The sequence below is a fragment of the Actinomycetospora endophytica genome (genome assembly GCF_021026375.1).
Classification (GTDB): Bacteria; Actinomycetota; Actinomycetes; order Mycobacteriales; family Pseudonocardiaceae; genus Actinomycetospora; species Actinomycetospora endophytica.
This window is the reverse complement of record NZ_JAJNDB010000006.1, coordinates 452,184-472,704: the sequence shown is the minus strand read 5'-3', so window position 1 is coordinate 472,704 and position 20,521 is coordinate 452,184. Positions and strand designations below refer to the sequence as shown.

The following is a 20,521-nucleotide window of genomic DNA, read 5'->3' as shown; positions in this document are numbered from 1 at the left end:
TAGACTGGCCGCGGCCCGCGCGCCGGGCCGATCCGGGACCCGTGAGAGATGAGGCGAGGAGCAGTGAGCCTGCTGCAGCGCGTCCACACCCCGGCCGACCTGCGGGCGCTCGCCGCCGGTGAGGTCGACTCCCTGGCCGCGGAGATCCGCGGTTTCCTGGTGGACAAGGTGTGCCGCACCGGGGGACACCTCGGGCCCAACCTCGGCGTCGTCGAGCTGACGCTCGCGCTGCACCGGGTCTTCGACTCCCCGCGCGACGCGCTGGTGTTCGACACCGGCCACCAGAGCTACGTCCACAAGATCGTCACGGGGCGCTCCGGCGCGTTCGACGGCCTGCGCCAGGGCGGCGGGCTCTCCGGCTACCCGAGCCGCACCGAGAGCGAGCACGACCACGTCGAGAACTCGCACGCCTCCACCGCGCTGTCCTGGGCCGACGGGCTGGCCAAGGCCGACGCGCTGCTCGGGCGGGACCGCTCGGTGGTCGCGGTCGTCGGCGACGGCGCCCTCACCGGCGGCATGTGCTGGGAGGCCCTGAACAACATCGCCGGCTCCGACCGGCCCGTGGTCATCGTCGTCAACGACAACGGCCGCTCCTACGCCCCGACCACCGGCGGGCTCTCCGAGCGGCTGTCGTCGCTGCGGCTCGCGCCGCGCTACGAGGAGGTCCTCGAGCAGGGCAAGCGCGCGCTGCAGAAGCTGCCGGTCGTCGGCGGGACGCTGTACTCGGCGATGCACGCCGCGAAGGCCGGGGTGAAGGACGCGTTCACCCCGCAGGCGCTGTTCTCCGACCTCGGCATCAAGTACGTCGGGCCGGTCGACGGGCACGACGTCGAGGCGCTGGAGACCGCGCTGACGGCCGCCCGGGACTTCGGCGCGCCGGTGATCGTGCACGCCGTCACCTACAAGGGACGCGGCTTCCCCTCGGCCGAGCAGGACCAGGCCGAGCAGATGCACTCGGTCGGCGTGCTGGACCCGGACACCGGGCTGCCGGTCGGGCCGAAGCCGCGCGAGTGGACGGCGGTGTTCACCGAGTCGATGCTCGAGATCGGCGGTGAGCGCCCGGACGTCGTCGCGATCACCGCCGCGATGCCGGGCCCGACCGGCCTGTCGGCGTTCGGCGAGGCCTACCCGGAGCGGCTGTTCGACGTCGGGATCGCCGAGGCACACGCCATGACCTCGGCGGCCGGCCTCGCGCACGGCGGCATGCACCCGGTGGTCGCGGTCTACTCCACGTTCCTCAACCGCGCGTTCGACCAGCTGCTGATGGACGTCGCGCTGCACCGCGAGCCGGTCACGGTGGTGCTGGACCGCGCCGGTGTGACGGGATCCGACGGCGCCAGCCACAACGGCATGTGGGACCTCTCGGTCATGGGCATCGTCCCCGGCCTGCGGGTCGCGGCCCCGCGCGACGCGGTCACCCTGCGCGAGGAGCTGCGGGAGGCGGTCGGGATCTCCGACGGGCCGACCGCCCTGCGCTGGTCCAAGGGCGCCGTGCCCGGTGAGGTGCCCGCGCTGCGCCGGCTGGGGCCGGGCCGGGTGAGCGCGACCGGCGGTCCGGGCGCGGTGGACGTGCTCGCCGAGCCGGGCCGGCTCTCCCGCGCCGCCCCGCGACCCACCGCCGTCGAGCGCCTCGACGAGCCCGAGACGCCGGACATCCCCGACGTGCTGCTCGTCGCCGTCGGTGCGTTCGGCCAGCTCGGCGTCGAGGCCGCCGACCGGCTCACCGCGCAGGGCATCGGGGTCACGGTGGTCGACCCGCGCTGGCTGCAGCCGGTGCCGGAGGTCCTCGACGAGCTCGCGGCCGCGCACCGGCTGGTCGTCACCGTCGAGGACGGCGGGCGCCACGGCGGGTTCGGGGCCGCGCTGGCCGACCACCTCGTCGAGGCCGGCATCGACGTCCCGGTGCGGCGCATCGCGCTCGACCAGCGGTTCCTGAACCACGACAGCCGCGGCGCGATCCTCACCGCGGCGGGTCTCACCGACCAGGACGTGGCCCGCCGGATCACCGAGTGGGTCTCCGGCCGGTCCGGCGAGTCGGTCGCGGCCATCCCGTCGCTGCCGCGGGTCGCGGGCGACGGGGGCCGCTGACGGCTCAGGCTTGGTCCGGCGCCGTTCCGGCGCCGGGCATCACGCCGACCAGCATCATCAGGGTGTCGGTGAGCTCGGCGATCGCCCGCTCCAGGCGCTGACCCTCGAGGCCCGCGAACCACACGGCCGACTGGCTCATCGACGCGTGCATGCACCGCAGCGCGGCGTCGACCCCGGTCACCGTGAAGTCGCCGGCGGCGACGCCCTCGTCGATGAGCTCGCGGAAGAGCCGGTCGTGGCGCTGGCGTAGCTCCTTGATCACCGCGCGCTGCTGCTCCGGCCAGTCCTGCGGGACCAGGAACATCCGCAGCCCCGCGGGGTAGTCGCGGACGGCGATGCTGATGTGCTCGCCGATCAGGCCCCGCAGCCGGTCGTGCACCGGGCCGTCCAGGCCGGCCAGCAGCTCCTCCAGACGCGCCGTCCACCGGTTCCCGAGCGTCTCGACGGCCGAGATCCCCAGCTGGTCCTTGCTCGGGAAGTAGTAGTAGAGCGATCCCTTGGTGACGTCGAGCCGCTCGGCCACGTCCTCGAGGCTGACGGCGTCGTAGCCGCGCTCGCCGAACAGCTCGGCCGCGGTCGTGAGGATCTCCTGGATGCGGCGGTCCCGCTTGCGCTGCACCCGGCTCACCGGGGCCTCGTCCGCCGCCTCGTCCACTCGTGTCGTCGCCACGCCGCACCTCCTCGCCGCCCAGGCTAGGGCACCTGTCTCTGACCCAGGGTACGAGAAACTACTTCAAGGTCATAACTTGACCTGAGAGTCAAAGTTTGTCACCGTCGTCAACGACAGCGATCCGAGCTGGAGGTTCTTTCCACCATGAGCGACTACGAGGACGTGTCCTACGAGGTCGAGGGCAGCACCGCGGTCATCACCATCGAGCGCCCGGAGCGCTACAACGCCTTCCGGGGACGGACCGTCGAGGAGCTGATCCGCGCCTTCCGCACCGCCTGGGCCGACCGTTCGGTGCAGGCCGTGGTGCTCACCGGTGCGGGCGAGAAGGCGTTCTGCACCGGCGGGGACGTCAAGCAGCGCGCCGAGACCGGCGACTACGGGCCGACCGAGAGCGGCATGTTCGAGATCGGCAACCTGCACAAGCTCATCCGCGACATCCCCAAGCCCGTGATCGCCGCGGTCAACGGCGTGGCGGTCGGCGGCGGCCACGTCCTGCACGTGCTCTGCGACCTGTCGATCGCGTCCGAGAACGCCCGCTTCGGCCAGGCCGGCCCCAAGGTCGGGTCGTTCGACGCCGGGTTCGGCTCGGCCTTCCTCGCCCGCGTCGTCGGCGAGAAGCGGGCCCGCGAGATGTGGTACCTCTGCCGGCTCTACGACGCCGGGACCGCCGAACGCTGGGGCCTGGTCAACGCGGTCGTGCCCGCCGCCGAGCTGCTCACCGAGGCCAAGGCGTGGGCCGCGGAGATCGGGCAGAAGAGCCCGACCGCGATCCGCTTCCTCAAGCAGTCGTTCAACGCCGACACCGACCACCAGGCCGGCCTGAGCAACCTGGCGATGTCCGCTCTCGACCTGTTCACCGCCTCACCCGAGGGGCTCGAGGGCGCCACGGCGTTCGCCGAGAAGCGCACGCCGGACTTCGCGTCCCACGTCGTCGGCCACTGACCCGCTGACCTGCTGACGGCTGGGAGGCCCGCGATGCACTTCGACCTGACCGACACCCAGCGCGAGTACCGCGATCTCGCCCGCGCCGTCGCGACCGAGCAGCTCCTGCCCGGCTACCGGGCGCGCGAGCACGCCGGCCGGATCGAGCCCGGGCTGCGGCGGGAGATCGGTCGGCGGGGTCTGATCGCCCCGGAGCTGCCGGTCGAGCTCGGCGGCCGTGGTCTCGACCGGCTGACCGCCGGCCTGATCACCGAGGAGATCGGGCGGGGCGACATCAACGTCGCCTACCTGCAGGTCGTGGGCTCCCTGGTCGGGCAGCTCCTCGCCGGCAACGCCCGGCCCGACGTCGCGCAGGAGTGGGTCCCGAGGATCTGCTCCGGCGACGGGATCGTGGGCATCGGCCTGACCGAGCCCCACGCCGGTTCCGACGCGGGCATGCCGCGGCTCACCGCGGTCCGCGACGGGGACTCCTACGTGCTCGACGGGGTCAAGTCGCTGTCGTTCGCGAACGACGCCGAGGCCGTCGTCGTGTTCGCGCGGACCGGGGACGACCCGGGCCGGGGCAGGGACATCAGCGCACTGCTGGCCCCGCTGGACCTGCCCGGCGTCACCCGCGAGCCGTACGCGGACATGGGGACCCGGGCCGTCGGTCGCGGCGCCGCGCACTTCGAGGGCGTCCGGGTGCCCGCCGAGTACCTCCTGGGCGAGGAGGGCCGCGGGTTCACCCAGGTCATGCACGGCTTCGACTTCAGTCGCGCCCTGATCGGGCTGCAGTGCCTCGGGGCCGCCCAGCAGACCGTCGACGAGACCTGGGCGTACGTGGGCGAGCGCCACGCCTTCGACCGGCCGCTGTCGGTGAACCAGGGCGTGTCCTTCCCGCTCGCCGAGGCCGACACCCTGCTGACCGCGGCGCGGCTGCTCTGCCGGGAGACGCTGTGGCTCAAGGACGCCGGGCTCCCGCACACCTCCCAGGCCGCGATGGCCAAATGGTGGGCGCCGAAGACCGCCCACGACGTCATCAACCAGTGCCTGCTGCTGCACGGCCAGTACGGCTACCGCACCGAGCTGCCGATCGAGCAGCGGATGCGCGACGTGCTCGGGCTGCAGATCGGCGACGGCACCGCCCAGATCATGAAGCTGGTGATCGCCCGCCGACGCCTCGGCCGCGAGCTCGCGCCCTGAGTCCGGCCGCCGCACGCCATCCACGAGACCACGAGAGAGGACACCCCATGGGAAAGCTCGCCGAGAAGATCGCGATCGTGACCGGCGCCGGCCAGGGCATCGGCCGGGGCATCGCCGAGAAGCTCGCCGCCGAGGGCGCCACCGTCGTCGTCACGGACGTCAACGAGGCGACCGCGAAGGAGACCGCCGACGCGCTCGGTGGGGGAGCGGTGGGCCTGCACGCCGACGTGACCTCCCGCGAGTCGGTCGACGCGATGGTGGCCCAGGTGCACCGGGACCACGGGCGCATCGACGTCCTGGTCAACAACGCCGGCTGGGACGTGGCCGGCCCGTTCGTCGACTCCGACCCCGCCGACTGGGACAAGGTCATCGCGATCAACCTGTACGGCGTCCTGAACACCTGCCGGGCCGTGCTGCCGCTGATGGCCGAGCGCGGTGCCGGGTCCGTGGTCAACCTCGGGTCCGACGCGGGCCGGGTGGGCTCCTCCGGCGAGGCCGTCTACTCCGCGGCCAAGGGCGGGGTCATCGCCTTCACCAAGACCATCGCGCGCGAGATGGCCCGCAAGCACGTCAACGCCAACTGCGTGTGCCCGGGGCCGACCGACACCGCCCTGTTCGCCTCGATGGGCGGGGACGACCCGAAGCTGCGGGAGTCGCTGACGAGGGCGATCCCGTTCCGCCGGCTGGCCGACCCGTCGGACCTGGCCAACGCCGTCGCCTTCCTCGCCTCGGACGAGGCCGCCTACATCACCGGCCAGACCGTCAGCGTCAGCGGCGGCCTCACCATGAGCTGACCCGGTACCGCGATGCGGACCGGTCGGCGGACAAGGACGTCGCCATGAGCTTCGAGACCACCCTCACCCCGGAACAGATCGAGCGGTTCACCGCCGAGGGCCACTGGACCGGGCAGGTCATCACCGACTTCCTCGACGAGGTCGCCGCCGCCCACCCCGACCGGACCGCCGCGATCGACGCGCGCGGCCGGATCAGCTACGGCGAGCTCAAGGCCCGCTCCGACCGGGCGGCCGCCGGGCTCCTCGAGCTCGGGGTCGGACCGGGCGACGTCGTGTCGTTCCAGCTGCCGAACTGGATCGAGTTCCTCGTCGTGCACTACGCGGTCACCCGGATCGGCGCGGTCAACAACCCGCTCATCCCCATCTACCGCGACCGCGAGGTCGGCTTCATGGTCGGCATGGCCGCGTCGAAGGTCCTGATCGTCCCGCAGTCCTTCCGGGGCCACGACTACCCGGCGATGGTCGGCCGGCTGCGCGGTGAGTGGCCGGCGCTCGAGCACCTGCTCGTCGTCGACGGTCCCTCCGACGGGACCCAGACCGGGTGGGACGACTTCATGGCCACCGACTGGGAGAGCCGCCGCCCCGCCGCCGAGCTCGCGGCGCTGCGCCCGGACCCGGACGACGTCACCCTGCTGATCTTCACGTCGGGGACCACGGGTGAGCCGAAGGGGGTCATGCACACCCACAACACCCTCGTCGCGGCCAACGCGCCGCTGTCCGCCCGGCTCGGGGTCGACGCCGGGGACGTCATCCACATGGCCTCGACGTTCGCGCACCTCACCGGCTTCCTCTACGGGGTCCGGCTCCCGGTGCAGGTCGGCGGCGCGACGGCGGTCTACCAGGACGTCTGGCGGCCCGAGGAGTTCGTGGAGCTCGTCGCGGCCCACCGCATCACCTACACCTCGGCCGCCACCCCGTTCCTCCACGACACCCTCGCGGCACCGAACCTGGCCGGGCACGACATGTCCTCGCTGGTCCGGTTCTGCTGCATGGGCGCCCCGATCCCACGCTCGATCGTGCGGGACGCCCGCACGAAGCTGCCGGACCTCGTGGTGCTCGGCGGATGGGGCCAGAGCGAGGACGCCCTGGTCACCCTCGGCATCCCCGGCGACCCCGAGGAGAAGATCGTCGAGCGCGACGGCTACCCGTGGCCGGGCATGCGCATCCGGGTCGTCGACCCGCTGGGCGACGAGCTCCCGGCCGGCGAACAGGGCCGGCTGCAGGTGGCGGGCCCGTTCCTGTTCGTCGGCTACCTCGAGCGCCTCGAGATGACCCGGGACGCGTTCGACGGCGAGTGGTTCGACACCGGCGACGTCGCCGAGATCGACGACGACGGCTACCTGAACATCACCGGCCGGACCAAGGACGTGATCATCCGCGGCGGCGAGAACCTCCCGGTCGCCTACGTCGAGGACGTCCTCTACCAGCACCCGGCCGTCGCGGCGGTGGCCCTCGTCGGGATCCCCGACCCGCGGCTGCAGGAGCGGGCCTGCGCCGTGATCGTGCCCGAGTCCGGCGCCCCGGTGACGGGCCTGGCCGACGTGCAGGCCTTCCTCGCCGGGCAGGGCGTCGCCAAGCAGTACTGGCCCGAGCGCGTCGAGATCGTCGACGAGCTGCCCCGTACCCCCAGCGGGAAGATCCAGAAGTTCGTGCTGCGCGAGCAGCTCTCCGAGGAGTCCGCATGAGCACCCCGACCCTCGCCGGTCCGACGCCTGCCACCGGCCTCGCCCACGACTACCTCGACATCGACAGCCTCCTCACCCCCGACGAGATCGCCCTGCGCGCCCGGGTCCGCGGGTTCGTCGACGAGCGCATCCGGCCGCACGTCGCCGAGTGGTTCGAGGCGGCGCACTTCCCGCGCGAGCTCGTCACCGAGATGGGCTCGCTCGGGCTGCTCGGGATGCACCTGCACGGGTATGGCTGCGCCGGCCGCAGCGCCGTCGACTACGGCCTGGCCGCTCTCGAGCTCGAGGCGGGCGACTCCGGGATCCGCACCTTCGTCAGCGTCCAGGGCTCGCTCGCGATGAGCGCGATCCACCGGTTCGGCAGCGACGAGCACAAGCAGCACTGGCTCCCCGGGATGGCCACGGGCGAGCTGATCGGCTGCTTCGGGCTCACCGAGCCCGGCGCCGGCAGCGACCCCGGCTCGATGACCACGCACGCGGTGCGGGACGGGGACGGGCCCCAGGCGGACTGGGTGCTCACCGGTGCCAAGCGCTGGATCGGGCTGGCCTCGATCGCCGACGTCGCCGTCATCTGGGCCCGGACCGCCCACGGCATCCGCGGGTTCGTCGTCCCCACCGACACCCCGGGCTTCTCCGCCACCCCCATCACCGCGAAGCTGTCCATGCGGACCTCCATCCAGTGCGACATCGCCCTGGACGGCGTGCGCCTGCCCGCCGACGCGGTGCTGCCCGACGTCACCGGCCTCACCGGCCCGTTCTCCTGTCTGAACGAAGCCCGCTACGGGATCCTGTGGGGAGCGCTCGGGGCCGCCCGCGACGCCTACGAGACCGCCCTGGCCTACGCGCTGGAGCGCCGGCAGTTCGCCGAGCCGATCGCGGCGTTCCAGCTCACCCAGCAGAAGCTGGTCGACATGGCCCTCGAGATCCAGAAGGGGCAGCTCGTGGCCCTGCAGACCGGGCGGCTCAAGGACGCCGGCCGGCTGCGCCCCGAGCAGATCTCGTTCGGCAAGCTCAACAACGTCCGCGAGGCCATCGCCGTCTGCCACCAGGCGCGCACCGTGCTCGGCGGCAACGGGATCACCGGGGAGTACTCGCCGCTGCGCCACGCCAACAACCTCGAGAGCGTGCGCACCTACGAGGGCACCGACGAGATCCACACCCTGATCATGGGCCGCGCGCTCACGGGCATCCCCTCGTTCCAGGCGCGCCGCTGAAACCCCCGGCCGATCGAGCAGATCCGCCCAGCTGATTCTCAGCGTCCCTTCAGCCCGGGGGTGGCATCGTGAGGGTGTGCGGATTCTGATCGTGGAGGACGAGCAGGCCCTGGCCGATGCGCTGGCGCGCGGCCTGCGTCGTGAGGGCATGGCGGTCGATGTCGCCTACGACGGTGACTCCGGCTCCGAGAAGGCCTCGGTGACCCGTTACGACGTCGTGGTCCTCGACCGCGACCTGCCGGGTCGCTCCGGGGACGACCTGTGCGCCGAGATGGCGGGCGGCGTCACCCGGGTCATCATGCTGACGGCGAGCGGCACGCTGCGCGACAAGGTCGCCGGCCTCGCGCTCGGCGCGGACGACTACCTCGCCAAGCCGTTCGACTTCCCGGAACTCGTCGCGCGCATCCGGGCCCTCGGCCGGCGCGCCACCCCGGCCACGCCGCCGGTGCTCGAGGCCGCGGGCGTCGTGCTCGACCCGTCGAAGCGCACCGTCGTGCGCGACGGCGGGGTCGTCGACCTGACCCGCAAGGAGTTCGGCGTCCTCGAGGTGCTGCTCGCCGCCGGCGGCGCGGTGGTCTCCTCGGAGGAGCTGCTCGAGCGGGTGTGGGACGAGAACGCCGACCCCTTCACGACGACCGTGCGGGTCACCGTCATGACCCTGCGCAAGAAGCTCGGCGAGCCCGGGATCATCGACACCGTCGTGGGGTCGGGCTACCGGGTGCGCACCGACACGCACGTCACGGTCTAGCCGGTCCGGCCCGGCCCCGGCACCCCGAGCATCTGCCGCGCCTCGGCGCTGCTCGCGGGTCGGCGGCCGAGGTCGGACAGCAGGGCGAGCGCGCCGTCGAGCAGCTCGGCGTTACCGGGCGTCCGGGTGCCGTCCGCGAAGTCCTCGAGCCCGACCCGCACGTGCCCGCCCCGCTCCAGGGCGAGCCGCGCCAGCCCGCACCCGACGACGTCGCCGCCCAGCACCGCCACCGACCACGGCAGCCCGCTGGGTTCCAGCAGCTCCAGGTACGCCTCGAGCGCGCGCTCGGTGGGCGGCAGCCCGAACTCCAGCGATCCGCCGAAGTAGAGCTTCACGAGCGCGCCCGGCGGCACCCGCCCGTGCCGGTGCAGCGTGAGCGCGGTGCGCAGGAAGCCGGGCTCGAAGATCGAGATGCTGGGTGCGGCCCGGTGCTCCGCCGAGCGCGCGAACATGTACTCGGTGTCGGTGTAGCTGTTCTGGTACGGCTCGGGCGCAGCGGCGTCGGGGACGGTCCCGTCGCTCGTGAGGCCCACGTTCACCGAGCCCGGGTCGACGAGCGACATCCCGCCGAGCCCGCGCCGGGCCAGTTCCTCTACGTGGGCCCACCGGCGCTCGACGGGGATCCCGCGGGCCCCGGCGGCCATCGTCGGGTAGAGCAGCGCGTCCGGGCGGGCGGCGACGACGGGCTCCCAGGCGGCGAGGTAGGGCTCGACCGCGTGCACCCCGTCGGCGGTGAACATGGGCTCGTCGTTGTGGTTGTGCACGATCGCGGCCCCGCCGTCGAGACAGGTCAGGGCGTCCCGGGTGATCTCCTCGGGTGTCCGGGGCACGTGCGGGTTCCGCTCGCGCCCGGTGGCACCGTTGAGGGCCACCTCGAGGATGACCGGGTCCGCGTCGACCGTCATGGGCCCGAGCATGCCGGACGCCCGCGATGATCACCCGATCGGCGGATGGGTGTCCGAGAACCGTGACCTGAGGATCTCCGGCTGCGTTAACGCCACGTATTCGGACGATCGCGCTCGGTAGGCGATCGCCCGGCGCTCCCCCCAGAGAGGAACCTCCCATGGCCATGATGAAGAAGGCCGTCCTGGCGGCCGCGCTGGTCAGCTCCGGCCTCGTCTCCACCACCGGCATGGCGCTCGCCGGCACCGAGCACGGCGGCGACGACGCGGGCTCCGGCGCCACGGTCCAGAAGGGCGTCGTGAACTCCAGCGACTTCGCCCCGAACACCACGGGCGACGCCTGTGGCAACGACGTCCCGGTCAACGTCCTGGGCGTGCAGGTGCCGGTGCAGGACAACGCCGCGGGCGTGCCGGTCGGCTCGAAGGCCGGCGAGGGCAACGGCGCCGCGAACGCCAAGAAGTGCTCGAACCCGATCCACGCGATCAACTGACGAGCGCGCCGCGCCTCCGGGCCCGGTCCTGCGCCTCCTGGGTGCGGGACCGGGCCCGAGGTGTCTGTCGGGCCGGTCGCCGTGGCGAACGGGCCCGAGGGAAGGGAACGACGATGGCCGGGCGCGACGAGATCACGGCGCTCTTCGCCCGGGCACTCGACGGCGACGAGCACGCCGAGCTCGAGCTCGGACGCCGCTGGCTCGACCACGGCGACACCACGGCCGAGCGCGCGGCCCACGCCCTCGCCGCGGCCGCCCTCGCCGAGCTGGAGCGCGACCCGGTCTATCGCGCCTGGACCGACGGCTGCCCGCTCTCCGGCCGGGTCGCCGCCTGGGCCCGCCGCGAGGCCGCACCCGTCCCGGCCACCGGGCTCACGCGGGGGCGGCGCCGGCCGACGTAGGCTCGCACACCGTGTTCCGTCGTGCCGACCGCGCGCCCGAGGGGGGCAGGAGCCCCGCCCCGGCGGAGGCCCGCGCCCCGGCCGGGACCCGCGCGCGGCGCCGGCGCGGTCCCGGGCTCCGGGTGCGCCTCACCCTGCTCGCGACCGGTCTCGTCGCGGCGGTCAGCGCCGTCCTGCTGTGGCTCGGCTGGATGCTCGTCGGCGAGGTGGCGGCCTCGCTGCCGACGCTGCCGCCGCAGACACCGGTGCTCGTCGACGGCGTCGCGGTGCCGGCCGGTGAGATCGCCGCCGCGCTCGGGCACAGCGCGCGGACCGAGGTCCTGCAGGTCGGCTCGGTCGCGTTCGCGCTGGTCGTGGCGGCGGCCGCGATGGTGTCCTGGGTCCTGACGGGCCACGTGCTGCGCCCGGTGCACGACGTCACCGCCACCGCCCGCCGGCTCTCCGCGGAGTCGCTCGACGAGCGCATCGACCTCGAGGGGCCCCGCGACGAGGTCGCCGAGCTGGCCGACACCTTCGACGAGATGCTCGACCGCCTCCAGGCCGCCTTCGACGCCCAGCAGCGCTTCGTCGCGAACGCCAGCCACGAGCTGCGGACCCCGCTGGCGGTCCTGCGCACCGAGATCGACGTGACCCTCTCCGACCCGGACGCCGACGTCGCCGAGCTGCGCCGGATGGCCGGGGTGCTGCGCGACGCCACCCGCCGGGCCGAGGGCCTCGTCGAGGGACTCCTGCTGCTCGCCCGCACCGAGGCCGCCGACCACCGCTCCGAGGACGGCGACGAGCCGGTGGACCTCGACCTCGCAGCCCGCGGGGCGCTGGACGCGGTCCGCGCCGAGGTGGAGGGGCGGCGGCTCCGCGTCGACGTCGGACACCCCGTGGACCGGGCCGACGGCGGGGAGAGCGGCGACGGCGCGGCGGCGGCGACCGCCGTCGTCGTCGGGGACGCGGCCCTGCTCGAGCGGGTCGTCGGGAACCTCGTCGAGAACGCGGTGCGGCACAACGTCGAGGGTGGCTGGCTCGCGGTGACCACCCGACGGGTCGCCGGCGGCGGCCACCCGAGGGTCGAGCTGGTCGTCGAGTCGTCGGGACCGGAGCTCGACCCGGCGCGGGTGCCCGACCTGTTCGAACCCTTCCGTCGCGGCGCCGACCGCGTCGGTTCGGGTTCCGGGCTCGGGCTGTCGATCGTGCGGGCGGTCGTGCGCTCGCACGGCGGCACGGTCGCCGCCGAGCCGGTGGCCGGCGGCGGGCTGTCGGTCCGGGTGCTGCTGCCCGCCGCGCCGGAGGATCAGGTGTCGGGGTCGCTGAACACCGGGGTGACGGTCCCGACCTGACCGGGTCCCGGGGTGCGGGGGCCGGCGGGCGGCCGGTCCGAGGCTCCCGAACTGTCGGTGCGCCGGCGTCGGCGGGGTGTCCGGGTGCGCCCGCCGGAGCCCTCACCGGGTCCGGTCCCCGCGGCGTCGTCGGTGTCGGGGGCGGACGCGGGTGCCACGGCCCGCAGCGCCTCGACGAGCCCCGGGACGGCCAGCCCGCGCTGCCAGGCGCGGGCGCCGCCGGTGCTCAGTGCGGCGTCGACGGTGTCCGGGTCGATCTGCTCGGGCGGGCTCCAGCACAGCCGCCGCACGAGGTCGGGCTGCAGGAGGTTCTCGACCGGGGTGTCCCACTGCTCGGACAGCGCCGCGAGGTGGGCGCGCGCGGCGGTGAGGCGTGCGGCGGCGTCCGGGTCCTTGTCGGCCCACCGGTTGACCGGGGGCGGCCCGTCGCCGGCGGGAGAGGACTCGGGGAGCTCCCCGGGGGGCAGCGTGGCGCCGGTGTGGACGGCGCGCCACCAGCGGTCGGCGAGGCGACGCTGGGCGCGGCCGCGGAACACCGGGAGGTTCGAGAGGGCATCTTTGTCGGCCGGCTCACGCAGCGCGGCGTCGACGATCGCCGCGTCGGGCAGCAGCCGGCCCGGGGCGACGTCGCGGGAGGCGGCGAGCTGGTCGCGGGACTCCCACAGCGAGCGCACGACGGCGAGCTGGCGGGGCTTGCGGACCTTGTGCAGGCCCGACGTGCGGCGCCAGGGCTCGGCGCGCTTCGGCGGCGGCCCGGCGGTGCGGACGGCCTCGAACTCCTCGGCCGCCCAGCGCGTCTTGCCCTGCTCGAGGAGGTCGGTGGCGAGCAGCTCGCGCATCTGCACGAGGAGCTCGACGTCGAGGGCGGCGTAGACGAGCCAGTCGGCGGGCAGCGGCCGCGTCGACCAGTCGGCCGCGCCGTAGCCCTTGCGCAGCCGGACCCCGAGCAGCCGCTCGGCGAGCGGACCGAGGCCCACCCGCGGATAGCCGGCCAGCCGCCCCGCGAGCTCGGTGTCGAACAGCGAGTCCGGGTGCATGCCGACCTCGGCGAGGCAGGGCAGGTCCTGGGAGGCGGCGTGCAGCACCCACTCGACGCCCTGCAGCGCCTCCCCGAGCTCGCGGAGGTCGCCGTCGAGGGCGATGGGGTCGACGAGGGCCGAGCCGGCACCCTCCCGGCGCAGCTGCACCAGGTAGGCCCGGGCGGAGTAGCGGAAACCCGAGGCCCGCTCGGCGTCCAGGGCGACGGGTCCGGTGCCGGCGGCCATGGCCTCGGCCAGCGAGGTCAGGGCCGCGCGATCGGTCACCAGATCCGGCACGCCCTCGGCGGGAGCCAGGAGGTCGGTGACGTCGTCCGGATCGGACTCGGTGTCACCGACCTCCCGGCCTCCGGCCGTCCCGGCGGTGCCGGGGTCGGGGTGCGCGCTCAGCGGATGACGCCGGCCCGCATGGCCAGCGCGACCATCTGGGCGCGGTCTCCCGTGCCGAGCTTGCGACCGATGCGCGAGAGGTGGCTCTTGACCGTGAGGGCCGAGAGGCTCAACGCATCACCGATCTCCTTGTTGGAGCGCCCGTCGGCGACCAGCTGGAGCACCTCCACCTCACGGGCCGAGAGCTCCCGCGGGGTGTTGTCGGTCGCCGGGACCCGGGTGCCCGCCGCGAGGAGCGGCGCCACCGAGGGGTCGGCGTAGAGGCCGCCCTCGAGCACGCGCCGCACGCCGTCGGTGACGATGCCGGGTGAGGCGGACTTCAGCAGGTACGCCTGGGCGCCCGCCTGGAACGCCGCCCGGACGGCCGACGGGTCGTCCGACGCCGCCAGCACCACCACACGGTTCCAGCCCTGGGCGCGCAGCTCCGCGATCAGATCGAGGCCGCTGCCGTCCGGCAGGCCCAGATCGAGGATCGCGAGGTCGCACGGCCCGGAGGCCAGCGCTCGTGTCCGTGCCTCGGAGATCGAGGCCGCCTCGTGGACGGTGCCCGCGCCCATCGAGGAAAGTCGCTGCGCGATCGCCTCGCGCAACAGCGGGTGGTCGTCGACCACCAGCACGGAGAACATCTCTTCCCGCGGATGCGGAACCATCGCCGGTGGCAACAGCCCGCTCGCGACGCCTCGTAGAGCCATCCCTGGGCCCACGGTAGCCACGTCAACTACCTCCCTGGAGTCGGTCTTGCCCCCCGACGGGACGCACCGGGAACCCTCGGTGTCCGACCGCGCCGCCGAACGGCCGAGGAAGTGCGTCGCGGGAGAACATATCCCCCCTGGCGAGTTAACGAGAGCATTAGGGCCAACTTCGCTCGGTGGAGTTTCGTCCGTTGCGGCTGGGCGGTCACTCCTTGGTGTTCTTCACGAACGCTCTGTCGTCGTCTCGTGACACTCTGTGTAAGCAGTGTGACGCTGAGTGCTCGATAAGGCCGTTCACCGTAGTGCCGCTGCTACCTTTGATCCAACGTGAGCTTCACATCGGCCGCAGCGCCCCGACGACGTTCGGCGGCGTGATCGTGACCCCTTCGCTGCGGGACGTTCACCCGCGTTGGCGAAGCGCAGATGCAACCGCAGATGCGGACAACGCGGTGCCGTGGCCTGCGAAAATGCTCCGATCGGCACCAGTGGTACCGGGAAATGGCCGTTCGCAGAAGTGCCGTTAGACGTTCAACGTCGAGACGTCGAGAACCGTCTGTCTCTGTCCGGGCACAATCCGACGCGGCGGGACCGCGGGGACCGGGAATCAGCTCGGTCGGCGGGCCGCGAGGCTCGCCACACCCACCGGGGGGAGCCCGGCCGCGGTCGCCAGCACCGTCGTGAACGCGCCGCCGTGCTCGGTGAGGTCGACGACCCCGGCCTCGAGGACCGGCGTCCACGACGCCCGCAGCTCCAGGTCGGTGACGTGGGCCGGCCCGGAGATGTCGCCGAATCGCACCGACGAGGTCTGGGTGACGGTGCCACCGACCGCCGTCGCCGTGGCCGCGCTCTCCTCCAGCGCGCCGGTCAGCCAGGACCAGGCGACCTCGGGCAGCAGCGGGTCGTTCGCGTGCTCCGGGTCGAGCTCGGCGCGCACGAAGGTGACCAGCCGCAGGGTGCCGTCCCAGGCCTCCTGGCCGTCGGGGTCGTGCAGCAGCACCAGGCGGCCGGTGACCAGGACCTCGGGCTCGACGTCGGGGTCGCCCGTCACCGGGCTCGCGGAGACGACCTCGGCGCTCCACGCGGCCGACCACGGCGCGAGGCGCTGCGGCGGGCGCATGTCGCGCAGCTCGATCTCCGGGCGGGGGCGCAGAGCAGCAAGCGACTCCACGGCCCGTCGGAACGTCTCGGGGGCGGTCGCTGTAGCTGTCACCTCGCGGAGCGTAGGTGGCGGGCGCCACCGGCGGGAGTACCGACGCGCCGGGGCCGCCACGCCGTGCGACGGGGCCTCCGGTGGCCCGCCGGCGGCGACCGGGGGGCTGGCACACTGGACGCCACCATGAGTGCGCCGACGACGAGCACGGCCGCCGGGTCGGGCGGCCCGACGGGTCCGGCGAACCGCCGCGCCCTGCCCGGTTCCGCCTTCCTCGCCGCGGCGCGTGGCCAGACCCCCGCCCAGGTGCCCGTCTGGTTCATGCGCCAGGCCGGCCGGTCGCTGCCGGAGTACCGCGAGCTGCGCCAGGGGACCGGGATGCTCGAGTCCTGCCTGACCCCGGACCTGGCCTGCGAGATCACGCTGCAGCCGGTCCGCCGCTACGGGACGGACGCGGCGATCCTGTTCTCCGACATCGTCGTGCCCCTCAAGGTGGCGGGTGTCGGCGTGGACATCGTCGCCGGCACCGGCCCCGTCATCGACACGCCGGTGCGCACCGACGCCGACGTCGCCGCCCTGCCCCGGCTGGAGCCCGAGGGCGTCGCGCCGGTCGCCGAGGCGGTCGGGCTGCTGGTGCGCGAGCTCGGGGACACCCCGCTGATCGGGTTCGCGGGCGCGCCGTTCACGCTCGCCTCCTACCTCGTCGAGGGCGGTCCGAGCCGCAACCACGAGCGCACCAAGGCGCTCATGCACGCCGAGCCCGCCACCTGGCACACGCTGCTCGACCACCTCGCGGACCTCACGCTGACCTTCCTGCGCGCGCAGGTGGACGCCGGGGTCGACGCGGTCCAGCTGTTCGACTCCTGGGCCGGCGCGCTCTCCGAGCGCGACTACCGCGAGCTCGTCATGCCGCACTCGGCGAAGGTCCTCGCGGGCCTGGCCGACGCCGGGGTCCCGCGGGTCCATTTCGGGGTCGGCACCGGTGAGCTGCTCACGGCCATGGGCGAGGCGGGCGCGGACGTCGTCGGGGTCGACTGGCGGGTGCCGCTCGACGAGGCCACCCGCCGCATCGGGCCCGGGCACGCGGTCCAGGGCAACCTCGACCCGGCCGTGCTGTTCGCCGGCCCCGACGTGGTCGAGCGCGAGGTCCGTCGCATCGTCGACGAGGGCCGCGCGGCGCCCGGCCACATCATGAACCTCGGGCACGGCGTGCTGCCCGAGACCGATCCCGACGCGCTCGCCCGCGTCGTCGACCTGGTCCACACGCTCCCGGTCCGGTGAGCGGGCCGGGGGAGCGGTCGCCCCGGGTCGTCGTGGTCGGCGGCGGGGTCAGCGGACTCGCCGCGGCGCACCGCCTGCGGACCCTGCTCGGCGACGCCGCGTCGATCACCGTGCTGGAGTCCGCCCGGGTGCTCGGCGGGAAGCTCGCCGCGGTCGACCTCGGCGGGCTGCGCGTGGACGTCGGCGCCGAGGCCTTCCTGGCCCGTCGCCCGGAAGCGGCCGCGCGGCTGACCGAGCTGGGACTCGCGGACGAGATCGTGCACCCGTCCGCGGCGTCCTCGGCGATCCGCGCCGGCGGGGCCACCCACGCCATGCCGCGGCGCACCGTCATGGGCGTGCCAACCGACCCGCCCGCCGTCGCCGACCTGCTCTCACCGGCCGGCCGCGCGGCGCTCGAGGCCGAGGACGCGATGGGGCCGCTCGACTGGGAGGGGGACGACTCCGTCGGCGGCCTCGTGCGGGCCCGGTTCGGCGACGAGGTGGCCGACCGGCTCGTCGACCCGCTGCTCGGCGGCGTCTACTCCGGACGCGCCGACTCCCTCGGCGTCCGGGCCACCGTGCCCGCGCTCGCCGACGCGCTCGACCGCGGCGCGCCCTCGCTGCGCGCGGCCGCCGCTGCCGCGTTGCCCGCGGCTCCTGTGGAGGGCACCGCGCCGGCGCCGGTGTTCGGCACCCTGCGCACCGGGCTCGCCGACCTGCCGCCGGCGCTCGCCGTCGCCGCCCGCGCCCAGGTGCGGCTGGCCCGCACGGTCACCGGGCTGGCGCGGACGGACGACGGCTGGCGCCTGACGGTCTCCGGGCCGGCGGGGGAGGAGGCGTGCGACGCGGACGCGGTGGTGCTCGCGGTGCCCGCCCCCGGCCTGCGTCGGCTGCTCGACGACGTCGCTCCCGCGGCCTCCCGGGCCGCCGCCGGCATCGAGCTGGCCTCCAGTGCCGTCGTCGCGCTCGCCGTCCCGCCCGGCACCGACCTCGGGGAGCGCTCCGGCGTGCTCGTCGGCTCGGGGGAGCGCCGCCCGGACGGCACGCCCTGGACGATCAAGGCCGTGACGGTGTCCTCGGTGAAGTGGCCGCACCTGGTCGGCGACTCGGCGGTGGTGCTGCGCGCGTCGGTCGGCCGGTTCGGGGACACCGGGGTGCTGCAGCGGGACGACGACGACCTGGTCGCCGCGGTCCGGTCCGACCTCGCGGCGCTGATCGGGCTGGACGTCGAGCCGGTCGAGACGGTGGTCGCGCGCTGGGGCGGGGGGCTGCCGCAGTACGGCGTGGGGCACGGCGAGCGCGTGGCCGACCTCGAGCGGGCGGTGGCCGCGGTGCCGGGGCTCGCGGTGGCGGGGGCCGCGCTGCACGGGGTCGGGGTGCCGGCCTGCCTGGCGACCGGGGACGCGGCGGCCGAGCGGGTGGCGGCCTCCCTGGCCGGTCTTTCCGGTAATTCCGAGCGAAGGGCCCCTTCGGTCGGATAGATCGGCCGTGGGCGCCCCCGGCCGGAATCCTGGTGTGCCCTGGGCGGGAGCCCTCCCGCCGACACGTTCGTGTGAATCCCGGGTGTCACTCCCGCCCGGACGAATCGGGCACGGTTGTCCGACAGTGACCCGGCGTCGACGAGGTCGTCCGTGGGCCGCGCCGGCCCGTCCGGACGTGTCGACGACCGTGGCACGATGGGGTCGTGGCCAGGCTGAACTACGACGAGCTGAACTCGACGATCCGCTACGCCATGTGGTCGGTGTTCCGCACCGACCAGGCGCGGCTCCCGGAGGACCGTCGTGCGGCGGCGGACGAGCTCACCGCCGTCGTCGACGAGCAGGAGGCGAAGAACGTCGTCGTGCGCGGCGTCTACGACCTCGCGGGCATGCGGGCCGACGCGGACTGGCTGGTCTGGACCCACGCGCCGGACGTCGAGGCCCTGCAGTCGACGTACACGGCGCTGCGGCGCACGGCGCTCGGGCGGGCCTCGGAGCCCGTGTGGTCGAGCACGGCGCTGCACCGGCCGGCCGAGTTCAACAAGAGCCACGTCCCGGCGTTCATCGCGGGCGAGGAGCCGAAGGGCTACCTCTGCCTCTACCCGTTCGTCCGCTCGCTCGACTGGTACCTGCTCCCCGACGAGGAGCGCCGCCAGATGCTGGCCGACCACGGCAAGGCCGCCCGCGGGTACGCGGACGTCCGTGCGAACACCGTTCCCGCGTTCGCCCTCGGCGACTACGAGTGGATCCTCGCGTTCGAGGCCGACGAGCTCGACCGCATCGTCGACCTGATGCGCGATCTGCGCGCCACCGAGGCCCGCCGCCACGTCCGCGAGGAGGTCCCGTTCTTCACGGGACCGCGCGTGGAGCCGGGCGCGCTGCTGGCCCTCTCGGCGTGACGACGCTGCGTCCCGGGACCCGCGCCGTCGTCACCGGCGGCAGCCGCGGCATCGGCCGCGCCGAGGCGCTCGCGCTCGCGGACGCGGGCGCGCGGGTCGTCGTCGGGTACGGCCGCAACGCGGAGGCCGCCGACGCCGTCGTCGCCGAGATCGCCGCCACGGGCGGGGAGGCGCACGCCGTCCGGGCCGACATGGCCGACCCGGACGCCGTCGTCGCGCTCATGGACCGGGCGGCCGGGCTCCTCGGCGGGATCGACGTCCTGGTCAGCAACGCCGGGATCGAGCACTTCGGCGCACTCGGGACGGTCACGGCCGACGACTTCGACGCCACGTTCGCCGTCAACACCCGCGGGCAGTTCCTCGCGGCCCAGGCGGCGCAGGCCCACATGGGCGAGGGCGGGCGGATCGTGCTGACCTCGTCGATCTCCGCGGGGATGGGCGTGCCCGGGCACGCCGTCTACGCCGGGTCGAAGGCCGCGGTGGAGGCGATGGTCCGCTGCCTCGCGCTGGACCTGGTCCGCCGGGGGATCACGGTCAACGCGATCGCCCCCGGCGGCACGGCCAGCGACATGGCCGCGGAGAACGGCAGGCACTACGACAACGACCTGACGGCGATCTCCTGGCCGATGGGCCGCTACGGCGAGCCCGAGGACATCACGCCGACCGTGCTCTTCCTCGCCTCACCCGACAGCGCCTGGATCACCGGCCAGACGCTGCGGGTCTCCGGCGGGCAGTGACGCTCAGCCCTCCTTGGGCTCCAGCGTCAGCGAGACGCTGTTCATGCAGTACCGGTCGTCGGTCGGCGTGCCGTAGCCCTCGCCGTGGAAGACGTGCCCGAGGTGCGAGTGACAGGTCCCGCACAGCACCTCGACGCGCTTCATGCCCATCGTCGAGTCCTCGCGCAGGATGACGTTGTCCTCCGCCGACGGCGCGTAGAACGACGGCCACCCGCAGTGCGAGGCGAACTTGGTCTCCGAGCGGAACAGCTCCGCGCCGCACGCGCGGCAGTGGTAGACGCCCTCGGTGAACGTCTCGTCGTACTCCCCGGTGAACGGGCGCTCGGTGCCCGCCTTCCGCAGGACCTTGTACTCCTCGGGCGAGAGCTGCTCGCGCCACTCGGCGTCGGACTTCTCGACCTTCGGCTTGCCGATCGCACTGCTCATGCGT

General features: G+C 74.1%; 19 protein-coding genes and 1 pseudogene. 14 read left to right on the top strand and 6 right to left on the bottom strand.

Going from position 1 to position 20,521, the window contains the following annotated elements:
- The first annotated feature begins 63 nt into the window (after positions 1 to 63).
- Positions 64 to 2,088, top strand: coding sequence for a 1-deoxy-D-xylulose-5-phosphate synthase (gene dxs / locus LQ327_RS25970; protein WP_230738697.1), 2,025 nt, complete (start codon positions 64 to 66; stop codon positions 2,086 to 2,088).
- A gap of 4 nt (positions 2,089 to 2,092) precedes the next feature.
- Here dxs and LQ327_RS35020 read toward each other — a convergent pair whose 3' ends face one another.
- Positions 2,093 to 2,758, bottom strand: coding sequence for a TetR/AcrR family transcriptional regulator (locus LQ327_RS35020; RefSeq protein ID WP_230738696.1), 666 nt, complete (start codon positions 2,756 to 2,758; stop codon positions 2,093 to 2,095).
- 144 nt (positions 2,759 to 2,902) lie between these two features.
- Here LQ327_RS35020 and LQ327_RS25960 point away from each other — a divergent pair, with 144 nt between their 5' ends.
- The 6 genes from LQ327_RS25960 to LQ327_RS25935 all read left to right on the top strand — a co-directional run bounded on the left by LQ327_RS25960 (position 2,903) and on the right by LQ327_RS25935 (position 9,323).
- Entirely contained in the window at positions 2,903 to 3,700 is a 798-nt protein-coding gene (locus tag LQ327_RS25960) for an enoyl-CoA hydratase-related protein (protein ID WP_230738695.1), read from the top strand.
- A 33-nt stretch (positions 3,701 to 3,733) separates the two neighbouring features.
- The gene (locus tag LQ327_RS25955) at positions 3,734 to 4,882 is read left to right on the top strand and encodes an acyl-CoA dehydrogenase family protein (protein ID WP_230738694.1); all 1,149 of its coding nucleotides are present in this window, start codon (positions 3,734 to 3,736) and stop codon (positions 4,880 to 4,882) included.
- 47 nt (positions 4,883 to 4,929) lie between these two features.
- Complete coding sequence (locus tag LQ327_RS25950) at positions 4,930 to 5,676, top strand: SDR family NAD(P)-dependent oxidoreductase (RefSeq protein WP_230738693.1); 747 nt, start codon at positions 4,930 to 4,932, stop codon at positions 5,674 to 5,676.
- Positions 5,677 to 5,720: 44 nt separating this feature from the next.
- The gene (locus tag LQ327_RS25945) at positions 5,721 to 7,361 is read left to right on the top strand and encodes an AMP-binding protein (RefSeq protein ID WP_230738692.1); all 1,641 of its coding nucleotides are present in this window, start codon (positions 5,721 to 5,723) and stop codon (positions 7,359 to 7,361) included.
- On the top strand, positions 7,358 to 8,575 hold the full coding sequence (locus LQ327_RS25940) for an acyl-CoA dehydrogenase family protein (RefSeq protein ID WP_230738691.1): 1,218 nt from the start codon (positions 7,358 to 7,360) through the stop codon (positions 8,573 to 8,575). Before LQ327_RS25945 ends, LQ327_RS25940 begins: the two co-directional genes overlap by 4 nt.
- A gap of 76 nt (positions 8,576 to 8,651) precedes the next feature.
- A complete protein-coding gene (locus tag LQ327_RS25935) occupies positions 8,652 to 9,323 on the top strand; it encodes a response regulator transcription factor (protein ID WP_230738690.1) in 672 nt (223 codons plus the stop codon).
- Here LQ327_RS25935 and LQ327_RS25930 read toward each other — a convergent pair.
- Positions 9,320 to 10,228, bottom strand: a complete 909-nt coding sequence (locus LQ327_RS25930; protein ID WP_230738689.1) for a beta-keto acid cleavage family enzyme — start codon at positions 10,226 to 10,228, stop codon at positions 9,320 to 9,322. The two genes, LQ327_RS25935 and LQ327_RS25930, sit on opposite strands and share 4 nt — an antisense overlap.
- Before the next feature lie 158 nt (positions 10,229 to 10,386).
- On the opposite strand from LQ327_RS25930, the gene LQ327_RS25925 reads away from it, so the two are divergent.
- The 3 genes from LQ327_RS25925 to LQ327_RS25915 all read left to right on the top strand — a co-directional run bounded on the left by LQ327_RS25925 (position 10,387) and on the right by LQ327_RS25915 (position 12,448).
- Positions 10,387 to 10,716: a hypothetical protein gene (locus LQ327_RS25925; RefSeq protein WP_230738688.1), complete on the top strand. Its 330-nt coding sequence runs from the start codon at positions 10,387 to 10,389 to the stop codon at positions 10,714 to 10,716.
- A gap of 113 nt (positions 10,717 to 10,829) precedes the next feature.
- The gene (locus LQ327_RS25920) at positions 10,830 to 11,117 is read left to right on the top strand and encodes a hypothetical protein (protein WP_230738687.1); all 288 of its coding nucleotides are present in this window, start codon (positions 10,830 to 10,832) and stop codon (positions 11,115 to 11,117) included.
- 122 nt (positions 11,118 to 11,239) lie between these two features.
- The gene (locus LQ327_RS25915; RefSeq protein WP_308286383.1) at positions 11,240 to 12,448 is read left to right on the top strand and encodes a sensor histidine kinase; all 1,209 of its coding nucleotides are present in this window, start codon (positions 11,240 to 11,242) and stop codon (positions 12,446 to 12,448) included.
- 152 nt (positions 12,449 to 12,600) lie between these two features.
- Here the strand turns inward: LQ327_RS25915 and LQ327_RS25910 are convergent.
- From LQ327_RS25910 to LQ327_RS25900, 3 genes and pseudogenes are all read right to left on the bottom strand, one after another.
- Positions 12,601 to 13,782 (bottom strand): annotated as a pseudogene (locus tag LQ327_RS25910) (ribonuclease D); the annotation flags it as partial.
- Positions 13,783 to 13,871: 89 nt separating this feature from the next.
- Positions 13,872 to 14,588 (bottom strand): response regulator, encoded by a 717-nt coding sequence (locus LQ327_RS25905; protein ID WP_372460751.1) that lies wholly within the window; start codon positions 14,586 to 14,588, stop codon positions 13,872 to 13,874.
- Positions 14,589 to 15,171: 583 nt separating this feature from the next.
- Positions 15,172 to 15,777, bottom strand: coding sequence for a DUF3000 domain-containing protein (locus tag LQ327_RS25900; protein ID WP_230738685.1), 606 nt, complete (start codon positions 15,775 to 15,777; stop codon positions 15,172 to 15,174).
- A gap of 126 nt (positions 15,778 to 15,903) precedes the next feature.
- Between LQ327_RS25900 and hemE the strand changes: the two genes are divergently transcribed.
- The 4 genes from hemE (at position 15,904) to LQ327_RS25880 (ending at position 20,091) form a co-directional block, all read left to right on the top strand.
- Positions 15,904 to 16,998 carry a uroporphyrinogen decarboxylase gene (gene hemE, locus LQ327_RS25895; protein ID WP_230738684.1) on the top strand — a complete coding sequence of 365 codons (1,095 nt, stop codon included), beginning with the start codon at positions 15,904 to 15,906 and terminating at the stop codon, positions 16,996 to 16,998.
- Positions 16,995 to 18,458 carry a protoporphyrinogen oxidase gene (gene hemG, locus LQ327_RS25890; protein WP_230738683.1) on the top strand — a complete coding sequence of 488 codons (1,464 nt, stop codon included), beginning with the start codon at positions 16,995 to 16,997 and terminating at the stop codon, positions 18,456 to 18,458. The genes hemE and hemG overlap by 4 nt, the downstream gene beginning before the upstream one ends.
- A gap of 203 nt (positions 18,459 to 18,661) precedes the next feature.
- The gene (hemQ, locus tag LQ327_RS25885) at positions 18,662 to 19,354 is read left to right on the top strand and encodes a hydrogen peroxide-dependent heme synthase (protein WP_230738682.1); all 693 of its coding nucleotides are present in this window, start codon (positions 18,662 to 18,664) and stop codon (positions 19,352 to 19,354) included.
- On the top strand, positions 19,351 to 20,091 hold the full coding sequence (locus LQ327_RS25880; protein WP_230738681.1) for an SDR family oxidoreductase: 741 nt from the start codon (positions 19,351 to 19,353) through the stop codon (positions 20,089 to 20,091). The genes hemQ and LQ327_RS25880 overlap by 4 nt, the downstream gene beginning before the upstream one ends.
- A gap of 3 nt (positions 20,092 to 20,094) precedes the next feature.
- On the opposite strand, the gene msrB is transcribed toward LQ327_RS25880, so the two are convergent.
- Complete coding sequence (gene msrB, locus LQ327_RS25875; RefSeq protein ID WP_230738680.1) at positions 20,095 to 20,517, bottom strand: peptide-methionine (R)-S-oxide reductase MsrB; 423 nt, start codon at positions 20,515 to 20,517, stop codon at positions 20,095 to 20,097.
- Between the last annotated feature and the right edge of the window lie 4 nt (positions 20,518 to 20,521).

Excerpts from the sequence above, each read along its gene's own strand:
- LQ327_RS25960 (WP_230738695.1), top strand. The coding sequence starts at position 2,903 with ATGAGCGACTACGAGGACGTGTCCTACGAGGTCGAGGGCAGCACCGCG.
- msrB (WP_230738680.1), bottom strand. The coding sequence starts at position 20,517 with ATGAGCAGTGCGATCGGCAAGCCGAAGGTCGAGAAGTCCGACGCCGAG.
- LQ327_RS25930 (WP_230738689.1), bottom strand. The coding sequence starts at position 10,228 with ATGACGGTCGACGCGGACCCGGTCATCCTCGAGGTGGCCCTCAACGGT.
- LQ327_RS25950 (WP_230738693.1), top strand. The coding sequence starts at position 4,930 with ATGGGAAAGCTCGCCGAGAAGATCGCGATCGTGACCGGCGCCGGCCAG.
- LQ327_RS25925 (WP_230738688.1), top strand. The coding sequence starts at position 10,387 with ATGGCCATGATGAAGAAGGCCGTCCTGGCGGCCGCGCTGGTCAGCTCC.
- LQ327_RS25920 (WP_230738687.1), top strand. The coding sequence starts at position 10,830 with ATGGCCGGGCGCGACGAGATCACGGCGCTCTTCGCCCGGGCACTCGAC.
- hemE (WP_230738684.1), top strand. The coding sequence starts at position 15,904 with ATGAGTGCGCCGACGACGAGCACGGCCGCCGGGTCGGGCGGCCCGACG.
- LQ327_RS25940 (WP_230738691.1), top strand. The coding sequence starts at position 7,358 with ATGAGCACCCCGACCCTCGCCGGTCCGACGCCTGCCACCGGCCTCGCC.
- LQ327_RS25945 (WP_230738692.1), top strand. The coding sequence starts at position 5,721 with ATGAGCTTCGAGACCACCCTCACCCCGGAACAGATCGAGCGGTTCACC.
- LQ327_RS25955 (WP_230738694.1), top strand. The coding sequence starts at position 3,734 with ATGCACTTCGACCTGACCGACACCCAGCGCGAGTACCGCGATCTCGCC.